This is a genomic window from Sphingomonas horti, assembly GCF_009753715.1.
Lineage (GTDB): Bacteria > Pseudomonadota > Alphaproteobacteria > Sphingomonadales > Sphingomonadaceae > Sphingomonas_B > Sphingomonas_B horti.
Genome location: NZ_WQMS01000016.1, coordinates 96905 through 112737, shown reverse-complemented (window position 1 = coordinate 112737; position 15833 = coordinate 96905). Strand labels below are relative to the sequence as shown.

Annotated in this window: 14 protein-coding genes; 8 read left to right on the top strand and 6 right to left on the bottom strand. The window is 68.5% G+C overall.

Features of this window, described 5'->3' with window-relative positions:
• Positions 1–38 precede the first annotated feature (38 nt).
• Positions 39–1466: an amino acid permease gene (locus tag GON01_RS13340; RefSeq protein WP_181599974.1), complete on the top strand. Its 1428-nt coding sequence runs from the start codon at positions 39–41 to the stop codon at positions 1464–1466.
• Positions 1467–1468: 2 nt separating this feature from the next.
• Entirely contained in the window at positions 1469–1942 is a 474-nt protein-coding gene (locus GON01_RS13335) for a YybH family protein (RefSeq protein WP_408640928.1), read from the top strand.
• A 1-nt stretch (position 1943) separates the two neighbouring features.
• Here the strand turns inward: GON01_RS13335 and GON01_RS13330 are convergent, their stop codons facing one another.
• The 4 genes from GON01_RS13330 to GON01_RS13315 all read right to left on the bottom strand — a co-directional run bounded on the left by GON01_RS13330 (position 1944) and on the right by GON01_RS13315 (position 7783).
• Complete coding sequence (locus GON01_RS13330; RefSeq protein WP_157028242.1) at positions 1944–3038, bottom strand: alpha/beta fold hydrolase; 1095 nt, start codon at positions 3036–3038, stop codon at positions 1944–1946.
• 19 nt (positions 3039–3057) lie between these two features.
• Positions 3058–4269, bottom strand: a complete 1212-nt coding sequence (locus GON01_RS13325; protein ID WP_157027869.1) for a hypothetical protein — start codon at positions 4267–4269, stop codon at positions 3058–3060.
• A gap of 70 nt (positions 4270–4339) precedes the next feature.
• On the bottom strand, positions 4340–5590 hold the full coding sequence (locus GON01_RS13320) for a DUF763 domain-containing protein (RefSeq protein ID WP_157027868.1): 1251 nt from the start codon (positions 5588–5590) through the stop codon (positions 4340–4342).
• 120 nt (positions 5591–5710) lie between these two features.
• Positions 5711–7783, bottom strand: coding sequence for an alkaline phosphatase D family protein (locus GON01_RS13315; RefSeq protein ID WP_157027867.1), 2073 nt, complete (start codon positions 7781–7783; stop codon positions 5711–5713).
• 79 nt (positions 7784–7862) lie between these two features.
• Between GON01_RS13315 and GON01_RS13310 the strand changes: the two genes are divergently transcribed.
• The 6 genes from GON01_RS13310 to fdhD are packed head-to-tail and all read left to right on the top strand — an operon-like array spanning position 7863 to position 14099.
• Positions 7863–8294, top strand: coding sequence for an NAD(P)H-dependent oxidoreductase subunit E (locus tag GON01_RS13310; RefSeq protein WP_309503261.1), 432 nt, complete (start codon positions 7863–7865; stop codon positions 8292–8294).
• Complete coding sequence (locus tag GON01_RS13305; RefSeq protein ID WP_181599973.1) at positions 8291–9754, top strand: NADH-ubiquinone oxidoreductase-F iron-sulfur binding region domain-containing protein; 1464 nt, start codon at positions 8291–8293, stop codon at positions 9752–9754. The genes GON01_RS13310 and GON01_RS13305 overlap by 4 nt, the downstream gene beginning before the upstream one ends.
• Positions 9751–10284 carry a molybdenum cofactor guanylyltransferase gene (gene mobA / locus GON01_RS13300; RefSeq protein ID WP_181599972.1) on the top strand — a complete coding sequence of 178 codons (534 nt, stop codon included), beginning with the start codon at positions 9751–9753 and terminating at the stop codon, positions 10282–10284. The genes GON01_RS13305 and mobA overlap by 4 nt, the downstream gene beginning before the upstream one ends.
• On the top strand, positions 10274–13111 hold the full coding sequence (fdhF, locus tag GON01_RS13295) for a formate dehydrogenase subunit alpha (RefSeq protein ID WP_157027866.1): 2838 nt from the start codon (positions 10274–10276) through the stop codon (positions 13109–13111). Before mobA ends, fdhF begins: the two co-directional genes overlap by 11 nt.
• Positions 13108–13323 carry a formate dehydrogenase subunit delta gene (locus tag GON01_RS13290; RefSeq protein ID WP_309503260.1) on the top strand — a complete coding sequence of 72 codons (216 nt, stop codon included), beginning with the start codon at positions 13108–13110 and terminating at the stop codon, positions 13321–13323. Before fdhF ends, GON01_RS13290 begins: the two co-directional genes overlap by 4 nt.
• A complete protein-coding gene (gene fdhD / locus GON01_RS13285) occupies positions 13320–14099 on the top strand; it encodes a formate dehydrogenase accessory sulfurtransferase FdhD (RefSeq protein ID WP_157027864.1) in 780 nt (259 codons plus the stop codon). Before GON01_RS13290 ends, fdhD begins: the two co-directional genes overlap by 4 nt.
• On the opposite strand, the gene GON01_RS13280 is transcribed toward fdhD, so the two are convergent.
• Together GON01_RS13280 and GON01_RS13275 are read right to left on the bottom strand one after the other, a co-directional pair.
• On the bottom strand, positions 14096–14863 hold the full coding sequence (locus tag GON01_RS13280) for a quinoprotein dehydrogenase-associated putative ABC transporter substrate-binding protein (protein ID WP_157027863.1): 768 nt from the start codon (positions 14861–14863) through the stop codon (positions 14096–14098). The two genes, fdhD and GON01_RS13280, sit on opposite strands and share 4 nt — an antisense overlap.
• Positions 14839–15750: a PQQ-dependent catabolism-associated beta-propeller protein gene (locus tag GON01_RS13275; protein WP_198159862.1), complete on the bottom strand. Its 912-nt coding sequence runs from the start codon at positions 15748–15750 to the stop codon at positions 14839–14841. The genes GON01_RS13280 and GON01_RS13275 overlap by 25 nt, the downstream gene beginning before the upstream one ends.
• Positions 15751–15833 lie beyond the last annotated feature (83 nt).

Below are 15833 nucleotides of genomic sequence, written 5' to 3'. Positions count from 1 at the left end.
CGGCTGCCGTCGGCTCCGGCAAGGGGAAGGGTGACCGAGTGGCATCTGGATTGTTTGGCCCGATCAAGCCGATCGAGGTGTCTCGGGAGGAAGCCGGCCATGGCCTGCGCGCCACGCTCAGCTGGCCGCACCTGGTGGCGCTGGGCGTGGGCGCGATCGTCGGCACCGGCATCTACACGCTGACCGGGGTCGGCGCCGAGCGGGCCGGACCCGCGGTGATCCTGGCCTTTGCGATCGCCGGCGCCGTCTGCGCCTGCGCCGCGCTCGCCTATGCCGAGCTGGCGACCCTGATCCCGACCTCAGGAAGCGCCTATACCTATACCTATTCGGTGCTGGGAGAGACGCTCGCCTGGATCGTCGGCTGGAGCCTGATCCTCGAATATTCGCTCGCCTGTTCCGGCGTGGCGGTCGGCTGGTCCGGCTATCTGGTCGGCCTGATCGAATCTGCCGGTGTGCACCTGCCGCCATGGATGCTGGCGGGGCCGCACGCGGGCGGGATCATCAACCTGCCCGCGGTGCTGGTGTCGGTCGGCATCGCCGCGATGCTGATGGCCGGCACGCGAGAGAGCGCCACCGTCAACATCCTTCTGGTGGTCATCAAGCTCGCCGCGCTTGCAGTGTTCGTGGTCGTCGTGATGCCGTCCTTCAACCCGGCGAACCTCGACCCCTTCATGCCCTATGGCTTCGGCAGCCATTTCCAGGATGGCGAAAAGCGGGGCGTAATGGCGGCGGCCGCGATCGTCTTCTTCGCCTTCTACGGTTTCGATGCCGTCGCGACCTCGGCCGAGGAGACGCGCAATCCCAAGCGCGACCTGACCATCGGCATCGTCGGGTCGATGGCGCTTTCGACCACCATCTACATCCTAGTTGCCATCGCCGCCGTGGGCGCGGTCTCGTACACCACGCTGGGCGGCTCCCCCGAGCCGCTCGCGCTGGCGCTGCGCACGCTGGGGCACCCGGTCGTCTCCTGGGTAGTGGCGAGCGCGGCGATCGTCGCGCTGCCGTCGGTGATCCTGGTGATGATGTATGGCCAAAGCCGCATCTTCTTCGTGATGGCGCGAGACGGCTTGCTGCCGCGCCGCCTGTCGACCGTGTCAAAGCGCGGAACGCCGATGTTCGTGACCGGGATCACCTGCCTGTTCGTGTCGCTGATCGCCGCCTTTTTTGATGTCGGCGAGATCGCGGCGCTCGCCAATGCCGGGACGCTGCTCGCGTTCATCGCGGTCGGCGTCTGCCTGATGGTCCTGCGGAAGCGGGCGCCCGACCTGCCGCGCGTGTTCCGCTGCCCGGCGCCCTATCTGGTCGGCTCGCTCGCGGTGCTGGGCTGCATCTACCTGCTGGTCAGCCTGCCCAGTTCGACGCTGATCCGCTTCCTGATCTGGAACGCGATCGGCCTGGCCGTCTATTTTCTCTACAGCCGCGCGCGCAGCATGGTCCGCATGGACCGGCCGGTGGTGGGCATCTGACGGTGCGGAGCGGCCTGCTCACCCGCCTGCTCGGGCCGGCGCTCGCCTTGCTGCTGCTCGGCGCGGTGCCGGCCCATGCTGGCGAGGCCGAGGACAAGGCGGCGATCCTGAACGTGATCGCGTCGATGGAGCAGGCCTGGAATCGCGGCGATTTCGCCGGCTACATGGCCGGCTTCTGGAATCCCGGCGTGGTGTTCGTGTCGGGCGGCAAGATCCAGGCCGGCTGGCAAGGCACGCTCGACCATTATGTCCGCGACTATGGCGGCTCGCCCGAGAAGCGCGGCAATCTCCATTTCTATGACATGACGGTCGACATGCTCGCGCCCGACGCGGCGCTGTTGATCAGCCATTATCACCTCGAACGGCCCGAGCATCCGCAGGAAGGGATCAACACCCGCCTGTTCCGCAAAATCGACGGCCACTGGGTGATCGCGATGAACCACGTCTCCTCATACGAGGCGCACGCGGCGAAATAGATCAGCGCGCGCTGCGGGCGAGCAGCTCGATCAGATCCTGCTTCCAGAATTTGGCCCAGCTATGGGTGCCGTGCCCGTGCGTGCCGTCGGATTCGGCGATCAGGCGGAAGCGGGCGTTCGGCATCCGCTTCAGCGCTTCCTGCGGAAACGTGAAATTGCGCGGGTTGATGAAGTCGTCGGCCGAGTTGATCCACGTCATCGGCGCCTTGATCTTCTCCAGGTCCGGCCACGGATTGTAGGTCTTCGAGGATTCGAACTGGTAGATCATGTCGTTTGCGTCGCGGCTGGCGATGTCAGCGTCGATACGCTCGCGGACATAGGCTATCGCGGCGTCGCGGTCGGAATAGAGCTTCTGCAGATTGAGCGGTGCGCCGCCGACAATCAGGGAGATCGAGGCGGCAGTCCGCAGCCCCTGGATCGGCTGGGTCGTATAGTCGCCGTTCATCCACGCCGGGTCCGCCTTGATCCCGTCGACGATCATCTGCCGCCACATCCGGTTCAGGCCCGCGATCTGCACCGGCTCGCAGGCGAGCGGCATCAGCGCCTGCATAAAGTCGGGATACATCTCGCCCCAGACGAAGCCCTGCATGCAGCCCATCGACGTGCCCATGATCAGCCGCATGCGCCTGATGCCCAGCCCGTCCGTCAGCAGCCGGTGCTGGAGCTCGACCATGTCGTCATAGTCGTAATGCGGAAACTTCATTCGCAGTCCGTCCGACGGCTTGGACGAGCCGCCATGGCCGACATTGTCAGGCAGGATGATATAGTAGCGCGTGATGTCGAGCGGCTGGCCGGGGCCGTAGAGCTCGTCCGCGAATTGCGGCCGCAGGAACTGCTTGCCGCTGCCGCCGGTGCCGTGGATCACCATCACCGCATTGTCGATCTCGCCCCGCGCATTGCGATGCGGCGAACCAAGCGTCGTGTAGTGCAGCCGCACTTCCGGCAGCGTCTCGCCCGAACGGAAGCGGAAATCGCGGACGGTGAAGTTCCCTTCGCGGGTCGGCCACTGCTTCGCGGCCGGGGTTGCGGCCGGGGCCGACGGCGCCGCCGCGGCGGGCGTGGCCTGCATCGCCAGCATGGCGAGGGCGAGAGACATCATCGGCATTGCTCCATGGTCATGACCGGCGGCGCCGGGCGGTGATGACGACGTCGATCTCGTCCGTACGCGGGTTGATGAACTCGATCCGGATGCGGCCGTCGTCGGTCTGGCTGATCGTGCCCGGAATCGAGCTGTTGGTCAGCACCCAGCCGGCGGGCAGCACGACGGTGTTGAGCGGCCGCCCGAACGAGCGGTGCCAAACCAGCTCGTCGCCGACGAGCTTGTAGCGGTCGGGATCGGTGTAGGTCTCGGAGAAGCGCAGCCGCGCGCTTGTCCCGGGCTTCACCGTATCGAAACGGAACACGACCGCTTCGGTGTCTGCCGTCACGCCTTGTTCATGGGGGTCGGCTTTCAGTATGTCGGCCCCCTTCACGATTTCCCATTTGAGCGGCTGCCCGGTGTCGAGGTTGCGGCCCGACGGATTGGACGCGGCGCTGCCGGCGCGGACGATGTTCACATAGGTGCCGACGCCCGGCCGTGACTCGGTGTAATCGTGATACAGATCGAAGCTGTGCGTCTCGGGCGGGTTCAGGAAATAAACGATCTCGCGATTTTGGTGCGCACGCTCCTCGAGCAAATTCGCAATGCTGGAGGGCGACACCGCAAGAGCGGATGACGGCCGCGCCTTGATCACCAGAGGCGCTTGCGCCGGCGTGTTGTTCCAGAAGGCGACCTTGATACGGCCGTCCGCTTCCTGCAGCAGCTGCGCCGGATAGTTGCACGACACGAGTTCGTAGCCCGGCGGCAGCACGACGGCGTTCCGTTTCACGCCGAGCGGCCGGTCGAACACGATCGTGTCCCCTTCCCGGTAGTAGCTCTTTGCGTCCTCATAGGTCTTGTCGATGAGCACGCGGCCTTCGCCGCCGTCCGCCGGCACCGGGCGCGCAAGCTCGACGCGGATATAGTCCGTGTCCGGCGGGGCGCCGGAGACGCCGCCCGATTTCGCGACCGAGCCGGGGACGACACCGAATTTCAGCGGCTTTCCCGTCGCACGGTCGGTGACGCGCTCGTCGGAGGCGGTGCTCCCGGGTCGGATCGGATTGTAATAGGCACTCGCGCCGGGCGTGGTCGCCGTCACCTCATAGAGAATGCGGAATTTGTGGCTGTCGGGCGCGAGCAGCTCATAGCGGGTATAGTCATCGGATTCCGACTGCTGCGCCTGGGCGTGGGATGCGAGTGCAATCAGGGCGGCCGCGATCGGGCCTTTCCGGACGACCGGCTTCATCATCGCCTCTCCTCCTGCCGTATACGATATCTGGCTAGGCCGGGCGACGCGGTGGGTCAACGCGGGTGCGGCCTCAGCCGGTTTCGCCTTGCTGCGCGTCGGAGGGCGGTTCCCAGCCGAACACGCTACGGCCTCCGTACGCGTGCGAGCGGCTTCGCTCCTCTGCGATGAAAGCCTCGACCGACGGACCGGTCGCCCGCGCTTCCAGCAGCCGCGCTTGCCGGTCCAGCCGCCGAATCGCAGCAAGCTCCTCCTCCCGGCCGAGCTTGGCCTGGCGGACGGCATTGGTCAGGACCGCAACGGTGCGGTCATAGACCTTGGTGGGAACCGGGTAGGGATGCCGGTCCTTGCCGCCATGGGCGAGCGAGTAGCGCGCCGGGTCGGTGAAGCGGCACGGCGCGCCGTGCACCACCTCGGCGACCATCGCCAGCGCTCGCACCGTGCGCGCGCCGACTCCCGGCACCAGCAGCAGCTCGGGAAAGTCGGCCGGCCCGCATTCGGCGGCGGCGGCGAGCGTTGCGTGCAGGCGCCGCGCGACGACGTCCTGCGGGCGGACGTCGTGCCGGTCCGGCAGCACAAGATGCGGCAGGTCGAGCTGGGGCGGTGCGGGCGGGCGGCCCTCAAGCTTCGCCAGCATCGCCGCGATCGCGTCGGGCGCCTGCGATCCAAGCAGAGCAAGCTGGGCGGCTCGCGACGCTTCGGCGCGGCGATCGGCGAGATTGACGATCTCCCCCTGCCCGCGCCCATCGATCGCCGCGTGCGGCGAATCGACGAAGCTCTCCAGCCCTTCGGAGAGCCAGTGGTAGCGGCGGGCCTGGCGACGATCGCCGTTCATGCCCTGCTGCACCACCACCCATTTGCCGTCGTCGGCGACGATGAAGCCGTGCAGATAGAGGTCGAACCCGTCCTGCACGGCGGCGCTGTCGACCTTCGCGACGAGCCGGCTGGTGCGTGCAAGCCCGTGTCCATCGAGGCCGGTGCGATCGCCGATCGCGACCAGCTCCTCGGGCGTGCGCCGCGAATGCCTGCCGCGGCCGCCGCAGACATGCAGCCCGAGCTCGGCGGAGAGCGGCCCGAGCCCGCGCTTCAGCGCGCCCAGCACGCTGGTGGTGATGCCGGACGAATGCCAGTCCATCCCCATCACCGCGCCGAACGACTGGAACCAGAAGGGGTGGGACAAACGCCGCAGGAACTCGTCGCGGCCATATTCGATCACGATCGCCTGCGCGACGACGGCGCCGAGCCGGGCCATGCGCTGGCCCAGCCAGGCCGGCACGCGGCCGCCGTGCAGCGGCAGGTCCGCGCTTCCCGCACGGCGGCTCATCAGAGATGCTCCCGGATCACCGCCGTAGCATAGCGCCAGTTGAACAGATAGGGAACGGATTTTGACGCGGCAAAGCCTGCCGCTTCGGGCACGCCGCTGTCCGCGCTTGCCGGCGAGGCCTCAAACCGACAGCTTGGGGTCGCCTTCGATGATGCGCTGCTCGAGCCTGGGCGGCCCGCCGGCGCGCCATTTCGCGGCGCTGTGGACGACGCGGTAGCGCACCGGGCCCCCATCGGGGGCCGTCACCTCCGCCACCGGGCGCGGGATGCATACGAACTCGGTGTCGATCCGGTCGGCGGCCGCAGTCACGACCGAATAGCCGTGGCCGCCCATGTCGACGAACGTCAGGTGCGGCGCGAGGTCGGGATTGCTGAGCGCCCGCGCGCGGTCGATGTCGCCGCTCCGCGCATATTCGAGCGCGCTTCGAACGCCGTGGCGGAGCATGACGTTCAGCGTGCATTCCTGCTTCGGCTCGCCCGCCCGTTGGACGACGTAGAGCGGCCTCAGCGGATGATCCTTCAGGCCATGCTCCAAGGCTTCCTGCGCGCCCGCGGCGGAGATCGAGCCGGTGATGAAGGCGATGCCCACCGGCTCGAAGCGGGCCGGCGGCAAGGTCTTCGCCGCATAGCCGGCCCAGAAGCTGTGACGATCGCCCGACACGGTCACGAACCCGCCGATGCCGCGATCGCGCACGAAATCGTACAGCTCGGCGCGCTCGGTATAGGCGCCGCTGAGATCGCCGCCGCCGGAGCAGGCATAGCCGCGCCCGGGCCAGGGCTTGCCGAAACCGGCGGGCAGGTTCTGCGGGTCGGCGCGCCAGTCGAGCGTCCCGTTCGAGGCTGCCCAGATTTTCCAGGTCGCGCGGGAAGCCGAGAGCCGCTGCTTGAACCACGCCTTCTGCTCGCGGCCCAGCAGGGTGAAGGGCGGCTCTTCCTTGCGAAAGTTCGGCACGGCCGCGTCGCCGAACGCGATCGTGTCGGGCGCACCTCCGGGAAGCGCGCGGCCGGCGTCCAGAGCCCGCAGCGCCTCTTCGGGGAAGAACATCGGGAAGTCGCGCGAGGAGAAGACCGCCGCCTCGGGCCTCCCGGTCGGGTCCTCCATCATATAGCTGTGCATGTCGGTGATGATCAGGTCGACATGCGCGCCGTAGCGAAGCGCGCGATAGGCGGTCATGCTGCCGATCGCGGCGCGGTTGTTCGGCTCGTCGCCCAGCCCGTGATCGTCAAAGCGCGCGACTGCAGCCTTCTCGACCTTCGGACCGTCGAAGCGGTCGAGGTCTGGGCCCGATGCCTTGGAGACGCGCGAGGGGATATATTCCCACCACGCCTGGTTGGCGGCGACGCGGAGCGGCTGCGCCGGCTCGGGCAGCCCGCCATATTGGATGAAGCTCTGCCAGCCCTGCCACGAGAATTCGTGGTTGTCGCCGATGCAGACGAACGGGAAGCGGGCGCGGGCATCCTGGATGTCCGGATCGGCGATGTGCGCGCGATAGACGGTGCGATAGCCGTCCAGATCCGTCGGCACGTGGAAGTTCAGCACCTTTCGCGCATTGGGTACGCGGCCGATATCCCGGATCGTGCGGTCGTAGCGGTGCGTGACCTCGTCCGGATATTCGACGACTTCGTAGATGAAGTCGCCCAGATGGAGCACGAAGCCGAGCTGCCGTTCCGGCGGCGCCCGATCGTCTTCCCAGATCATCCGCCGATAGGCGTGCTGCCAGCCTTCGTTGACGCTCTGGCACGACACGAAGGCGAAGCGAACCGGGTCGGGATCGTCGGGCCGCGGCGCGGTGACGGTCCGCCCGGCCCGGCTGGCATTCCCTTCGTCGTCGATGAAGCGATACCAATAGACAGTGCGCGGCTTCAGGCCCGCGGCGAGCACGCGGCACGTCCAGTCCGCCTCGGCCAGAACGGGCGCGCGCCGCGTCGCGACGAGCTGCGCGAAGGCCGGGTCGCGCGCCAGCTCGACCGTCAGCTGGCGCCGCTCGCCTTCCGCATAAGGCCGGCGCGTCCACAGGATCACGCTGTCCGGCTCCGGATCGCCCGATGCGACGCCTTCGGGGAACAGGTCGCGCCGTTCGCGCGCCTCGATCCGCTTCGCCCGCACCGCTCCCGGCCAGAGCAAGGTGGCACCCATGGCGGCCGCGCCGGCCAGAGCGGTGCGACGGTCGATCTTCGGAAATGAGTCGCTCATGGAACAAGTCTATGCCGGACTCGCGAGGCGCGCGGAATGGCCCCCTTGCATGTGCTCGTGGCAAGGGCTTGATAGCGCAGTGACCGACGCAAATGCTCAACTCGACGCGATCATCGCCGCGCACCAGGGGCGCGAGGGGCCATTGCTGCCGATCCTGCACGAGGTGCAGCGCGCGTTCGGCTGCATTCCGGAAGACGCGATCCGCCACATCGCGCACGCGCTGAACCTCAGCCGCGCCGAAGTGTCGGGCGTGGTCGGCTTCTACCATGATTTCCGCCGCGCGCCGGAGCCGCTGCCGGTCATCAAGCTGTGCCGCGCCGAGGCGTGCCAAGCGCGCGGCAGCGACGCGCTCGCGCGCTGGGCGGAAGAGGCCGCCGCCGGCCGGGTCGCGATCGAGACGGTCTATTGCCTGGGACTCTGCTCGGTCGGGCCGTCCGCGATGGTCGGAAGCGAAGTCCATGCGCGGCTCGACCCCGCGGCGCTCGACCAGCTGATCGAGCGCGCCGCGTGAGGCTGTTCGTCTCCGACGACGCGGCAGCGGTGGCCTGCGGGGCGGACGCGGTTGCGGCGCGCGCGGATGCGCTGGGCGCCGAAGTGGTGCGCACCAGCAGCTGGGGCCTGCACTGGCTCGAGCCGCTGGTGGAGATCGAGACGGACGACGGCCGGATCGGCTACGGCCCGGTTGCGGCGGCTGACGTGGACGCGCTGCTGGCGGGAGAATTGGAGCAGCGGCGCATCGGCGACATCGCGTCGCACCCCTTCATCCGCCGCCAGACCCGCCTGACCTTCGCGCGCGCCGGCAGGACCCGGCCGCTGAGCCTGGACGACTATGCCGCCACCGGCGGCTGGGCCGGGCTGGAGCAGGCACGGGCGATCGGCCCCGAGGCCATCGTCCAGCAGGTGACCACGTCCGGCCTGCGCGGACGCGGCGGCGCCGGCTTCCCGGCCGGAATCAAATGGGAGACCGCGCGACGTGCGGCAGGCCCGCGCAAATACATCGTCTGCAATGCCGATGAAGGGGACAGCGGCACTTTCGCCGACCGGATGCTGATGGAAGGCGATCCATTCTGCCTGATCGAAGGCATGGCGATCGCCGGTCTCGCGGTCGGCGCAGACAAGGGCTTCGTCTATATCCGTTCCGAATATCCGCATGCGATCGCGAAGATGGAAGCGGCGGTGCGACTGTGCGCCCATCTGGTCGCGCCGTTCGAGATTGAGGTGCGGGTGGGAGCCGGCGCCTATGTCTGCGGCGAGGAGACGTCGCTGCTGAACTCGCTGGAAGGCAAGCGCGGCGAGGTGCGCGTCAAGCCGCCCTTGCCCGCGATCGAAGGCCTGTTCGGCCGTCCGACCGTCGTCAACAATGTGCTGACGCTCGCGGCGGTGCCGTGGATCCTCGCCAATGGCGGCCCGGCCTATGCCGATTTCGGGAGTGGCCGGTCGCGCGGCACCATGCCGGTCCAGCTGGCCGGCAATATCCGGCATGCCGGCCTGTTCGAAACCGCGTTCGGACTGACGCTCGGCGAGCTGGTGCACGATATCGGCGGCGGCACCGCGTCGGGCCGGCCGGTTAAGGCCGTGCAGGTGGGCGGGCCGCTGGGCGCCTATTTCCCGCCGAGCCTATTCGACACTGTGCTGGATTATGAGGCGTTCGCGGCGCGCGACGGCCTGGTCGGCCATGCCGGCATCGTCGTGTTCGACGACACGGTGGACATGGCGCGCCAGGCGCGCTTCGCCTTCGAATTCTGCGCGGCCGAAAGCTGCGGCAAATGCACGCCGTGCCGGCTGGGCTCGGTGCGCGGTTACGAGACGATGGCGCGGGTCCTCGCGGGCGAGGACGCGGCCGCCAATCTCGCGCTGATCGAGGAGTTGTGCGAGACGATGACGTTCGGCTCGCTCTGCGCGCTGGGCGGCCTCACGCCCTATCCGGTGCTGAGCGCGATCCGGCACTTTCCCGAGGATTTCGCGCGGTGAGCGTGCTGGGCGCGGTGCTGGCCGGCGGCCGATCGAGCCGCTTCGGCAGCGACAAGGCGCTGGCGTGCTGGCGCGGCAAGCCGCTGCTGGCACATGCCGTCGATGCCCTTGCCGGCCAATGCGATGCCGTGGTGGTCGTCGGCCGCGACGATCCCGCCTTCACCTGTGTGCCGGACTGGCCGGCGCCCGGACAGGGACCGCTCGGCGGTCTCGCCGGCGCTCTGCGCCACGCGCTCGACGCGGGATTCGACTTCGTGCTGACCTGCGGCGTCGACAGCGTCGGCGTGCCGCATGACTTGCGCAGCCGGCTCGCGCCGGCGCCCGCCTTCGTCGCCGCTCAGCCGGTGCTCGGCCTGTGGCCGGCAGAGGCGGCCGCACTGGTCGAGGAAATGCTGTTCGGCAGCGGCTCGCATGCGATGCACGCTTTTGCCGCAAGGATCGGCGCAAGGCCGGTGAAGCTGCCGCTGGAACCTGCTAATGTGAATGCGCCCGAGGATCTGGCGCGATTGGAGCAGCACCATGGGCTATGAGTTCCAGCCCGATTTCGGCACGCCCGCCTCACGCGCGGACGTGGACGTCACGCTCAGCATCGACGGACGCAGCGTCACCGTGCCGGCGGGAACCACCGTGATGCGCGCCGCCGCCGAGGCGGGGCTGGCGATCCCGAAGCTCTGCGCGACCGATACGCTGAAGCCGTTCGGCTCCTGCCGCCTGTGCCTGGTCGAAGTGGAGGGCGCGCGGGGCACGCCGGCTTCCTGCACCACGCCGGTTGCCGAAGCCATGGTGGTGCGCACCGACAGCGACCGGCTGCGCCGGCTGCGGCGCGGGGTGATGGAGCTGTACCTGACCGATCACCCGGCCGATTGCAGCGCCTGCGCCGAGGGCGATTGCGAGGTGCTGGCGCAGGCGGACGCGGCCGGGCTGCGCACCGTGCGCTACGGCCCGGGCGCGGACCACCAATGCGAGGCGATGGATGTCTCGAACCCCTATTTCGATTTCGATCCCGCCAAGTGCATCGTCTGCTCGCGCTGCGTGCGCGCCTGCGACGAGATCCAGGGCACGTTCGCGCTGACCATCGACGGCCGCGGCTTCGGCTCCAAAGTCGCGGCGGGGCTGCCGAGCGACGATTTCCTTTCGTCCGAATGCGTGTCGTGCGGCGCCTGCGTGCAGGCCTGCCCGACCGGCGCCCTGCAGGAGCGGTCGGTCAAGGAGCTCGGCATGCCCGACCGCGCGATCGTCACGACGTGCGGCTATTGCGGCGTCGGCTGCACCTTCCGCGCGGAAATGCAGGGCGAGCAGCTGGTCCGGATGGTGCCGTGGAAGGACGGCAAGGCCAATCGCGGGCATAGCTGCGTCAAGGGCCGCTTCGCCTGGGGCTATGCGAACCACAAGGAACGCATCCTGAACCCGATGATCCGCGCGTCGATCGACGAGCCGTGGCGCGAAGTGAGCTGGGGGGAGGCGTTCGCCCATGCCGCGTCGGAGCTGAAGCGCATCCAGGCGACATACGGCCGGCTCTCGATCGGCGGCATCACCTCGTCGCGCTGCACCAATGAAGAGACGTTCCTGGTCCAGAAGCTGGTCCGCGCCGGATTCCAGAACAACAATGTCGATACCTGCGCGCGGGTATGCCATTCGCCGACCGGCTATGGGCTGAAGACGACGCTCGGCACGTCGGCCGGCACGCAGGACTTCGATTCGGTCGAGCAGTGCGACGTGATGATGGTGATCGGCGCCAACCCGACCGACGGCCATCCGGTGTTCGCCAGCCGGATGAAGCAAAGGCTGCGCCAGGGCGCGAAGCTGATCGTCATCGATCCGCGCCGGATCGACCTGGTGCGCGCCCCGCACGTGGAGGCGGCCCATCACCTGCCGCTCCGCCCCGGCACCAACGTCGCGGTGCTGACTGCGATGGCGCATGTCGTCATAACCGAAGGGCTGGCCGACGAGGCGTTCGTCCGCGCGCGCTGCGACTGGGACGCCTATTGCGACTGGGCGGCGTTCGTTGCGGACGCCAGGCACAGCCCGGAGGCGCTTGCCCCGGTCACCCTGGTCGACCCGCCGGCACTGCGGGCGGCGGCGCGGCTCTACGCGACCGGCGGCAATGCGGCGATTTACTACGGCCTCGGCGTCACCGAGCACAGCCAGGGGTCGTCGGCGGTGATCGCGCTCGCCAACCTGGCGATGGCGACCGGCAATTTCGGCCGCCCCGGCGTCGGCGTGAACCCGCTGCGCGGCCAGAACAACGTCCAGGGCAGCTGCGACATGGGCAGCTTCCCGCACGAGCTGAGCGGCTATCGCCACATCGCCGACCCGGCGCTGCGCGCCCTGTTCGAAGCGGATTGGGGCGTCCCGCTCGATCCCGAGCCGGGGCTGCGCATCCCGAACATGCTCGACGCGGCGGTCGATGGCGCGTTCAAGGCGCTCTACGTCCAGGGCGAGGACATCCTGCAGTCCGATCCGAACACGAAGCACGTCGCCGCCGGGCTGGCGGCGATGGAATGCGTGATCGTCCACGACTTGTTCCTGAACGAGACCGCGAACTACGCGCACATCTTCCTGCCCGGCTCGACCTTCCTCGAAAAGGACGGCACCTTCGTCAATGCCGAGCGGCGCATCCAGCCGGTGCGCAAGGTGATGGCGCCGCTGAACGGGTTCGAGGATTGGCAAGTGACGCAGGGCCTCGCCAACGCGCTGGGGCTTGGCTGGACCTATACTCACCCGTCCGAGATCATGGACGAGATCGCGCGGCTGACGCCCACATTTGCCGGAGTCTCGTTCGCGAAACTGGACGAGCTCGGATCGATCCAATGGCCGTGCAACGACGCCGCGCCCGAAGGCACGCCGGTCATGCACGTCGACAGCTTCGTGCGCGGCAAGGGGCGGTTCGTGGTCACCGAATATATCCCGACGGACGAGAAGACCGGTCCGCGCTATCCGATGCTGCTGACCACCGGCCGCATCCTCAGCCAATATAATGTCGGCGCGCAGACCCGGCGGACGGCGAACACGGTGTGGCACCCGGAAGACCTGCTGGAAATCCATCCGCACGACGCGGAGCAGCATGGGCTGAAGGAAGGCGACTGGGCCAAGCTCGCCAGCCGGTCGGGCGAGACCACCTTGCGCGTGACCGTCACCGACCGCGTCGCGCCGGGCGTCGTCTATACGACCTTCCATCACCCGGCGACGCAGGCGAACGTCGTCACCACCGAATATTCGGACTGGGCGACCAGTTGCCCCGAATACAAGGTCACTGCCGTCCAGGTGTCGCCGTCGAACGGCCCGACGGAATGGCAGGAAGATTACGAGGCGCTGACCGAACGCTCGCGGCGCATTTCGGCAGAGGCCGCCGAGTGAGCGGCAGTCTCGAACGGCTGATCTACATGGCCAACCAGATCGCGCGGAATCTTGCCACCGATGCAGACCCGGTTGCGGCGACGGCCCAGCATATCCGAAGCTTCTGGGACCCGCGGATGCGCGCGATGATCCTCGCCCACCTCGCGGAAGGCGGGAGCGGACTGGACCCGACCAGCCGGGCGGCGTTGCTACGCCTTCGGGAAGCCGCATGACCGGCTGCCGGCCGCAGCGTTTCCGGGAGCAGCTGGCAGAAGGCGAAGCGCGGGAGGTCGAACGCGGCGTCGCGGTCGAAGATCCCTGCGCGGTCGAGCTGAACGGCCTCGGTTACGCCGTGATGATGCTCACGCCCGAGGATCTGGAGGATTTCGCCTATGGTTTCTGCCTGTCCGAGCGGCTGATCGACGGCGCCGAGGACATCGTCTCGGCCGATGCGCATGCGATGCCTGAAGGGACGTTGCTGCGGATCGGCACGCGTCCGGGTCTGCGCGAGCGCGTGGCCGAGCGGGTGCGGCACCGGATATCGGACAGCTCCTGCGGGCTGTGCGGGATCGAGAATCTGGAGCAGGCGCTGCGGCCATTGCCGAGAGTGGCGCCGCGGCGGCGCGAGATCGATCCTGCCGCGATCTTCACGGCGACGGCCGCAATGCGCGCGCACCAGCCGCTGAATCGCGCGACCGGCGCCGTGCATGCCGCGGCGCTCTGCTCGGAAGACGGGAGCATCCTCGTCGCGCGCGAGGATGTCGGCCGCCACAACGCGTTCGACAAATTGGTCGGGGCGATGCTCCGCGCCGGCCGGGGCTGGGGCGACGGCTTCGCGCTGCTCTCGTCGCGCTGCTCGTACGAGCTGGTCGAAACGGCGGCGCTTTCGGGCTGCCCGACGCTCGTCACCGTCTCCGCGCCGACGACGCTTGCGCTCGCGCGTGCCGAGGAAGCGGGGATCGAGCTGATCGCGCTGGCCCGCTCCGACTCCTATCTGACCGCCCGTTAGCGATAGCGCGCCAGCAGCGCCTCCACCTCGTCCCGATGCGCGGTAAGCCAGGCGTTCAGCTCGGCCCGCAATTTGTCGTCCTCGCGGCGCACGCCCATCGAGACGTCGAACTGCATCGGCAGCTGCGGCCCGTCGAGCCAGGGCGTCGGGGTGAGCTTCAGCGGGACGGCCGAGCTCTTCGCATACCACTGGGCGGTCGGCCCCCAGACCAATGCCACGTCCACCTCGCCCGCTGCGACGGCGCGAACGATCGCCGCCTGCGGGTCGTGCTCCGCATAGTCACCATAGATCAGATAGCCACGCACATTGTCGACGATCCCGCGCTTCGCCAGCGCATGGGCGGGCGGCGTGTTGGAGCCGTCGTCGCCGACCATCTGCACGCCGATCTTCAGCGTCCTCAGCCGCGGATCGTCGAAGCCGGCAATGTCCAGGCTCCGATCGGCTCGCGTCACGAACATGTAGCGCGCGCGGTAATAGGGGCGGGTGGTGCCGACCATCTCGACAGCGCTGCCGATGCCGGGAATCAGGTCGCATTCGCCCGCTTTCAACGTGTTGCGGACGTTGCCGCGCCGCTGCGCCCACCAGGTATATTGGACGGTCCGTCCCCAATCCGCCGCGATGCGTTCGACCAGCTTGTTTTCGAAGCCTTCGCCTTTGGCATTGGAGAAAGGCATGTTGTTCGGGTCCGCACAGACGCGCAGCTCCGCGGCGCCGGCCGGCGCGGCGGCGAGCGCCAGCATCAGCGCGAGACCGCGACGCCCCATGGCTTTCCTCCAAGTTGGACCGAGCGAACCTTGCCGCTCGCCACGTCGATGATGCTCAGGTCGCCGCTGAGGCCGTTGGCGGCGTAAACCCGCGCCCCGTCCGCCGATACGGCCAGCTCCCACACGCGTTCGCCGACCGGAAAGCGGCGCAGGATCGTGAGGCTCGCGGCGTCCACCTCCGCCACTGCGTTGCCGCGCCCCAGCGCGACATAGGCGCGGGCGCCGTCCGGGCGGAACGCGATCCCGACCGGCTGGGCGTTGGGGATGCTGGTAAAATCCACCTTGCCGGCCGGCTGCCAGGCCGCGGCATCGAACACCGTCACCGTCCCGCCGAGCTCCGACGACACCCATAGGTGCTTGCCGTCGCGCGTGAACTCGGCCCAGCGCGGCCGCGCATCGACGGGGAGATTCTCCTTCAGCGTCGCGGAAGCGCGGTCGATCACATGCGCCATGCTGCTGGTTTCCGACGTGGCGATCACGGTTGCGCCGTCCGGGCTGACGGCGACGCCCTCCGGCTCGATCCCGACCGGCACTTCGTGCGTCACCCTGGCGCTGCCCACGTCGATAAACGAGACCAGATTGTCTTCCTCGTTCGACACGAACGCAGTCGCCGCATCCGGCGCCACCGCGATCACTTCCGGGTCCGGCCCGGAGGGCAGGCGGCCGGCAACTTTGCCATTCGCAAGATCGACGATCGCCACGTCATTGTCGTTGCTGACAGCGACGAACAGCCGCTTGCCGTCCGGCGCCATCGCCAACCCGCGTGGCCGCTTGCCGACCGCTATGTCGCCGCGCCGCGCGCCGGTCGCGCCGTCGATCACATGCACCACGTCCGACGCTTCGTTGGAGACGTAGACGGTGTCGGCCACTGCCGGGGCAATCGTCATCGTCATCCCGGCGAAAGCCGAGGCCCACCTTTTCTTCAGGGTGGCGGTAAAGAAAGTGGGTCCCGGCTTTCGCCGGGATGACG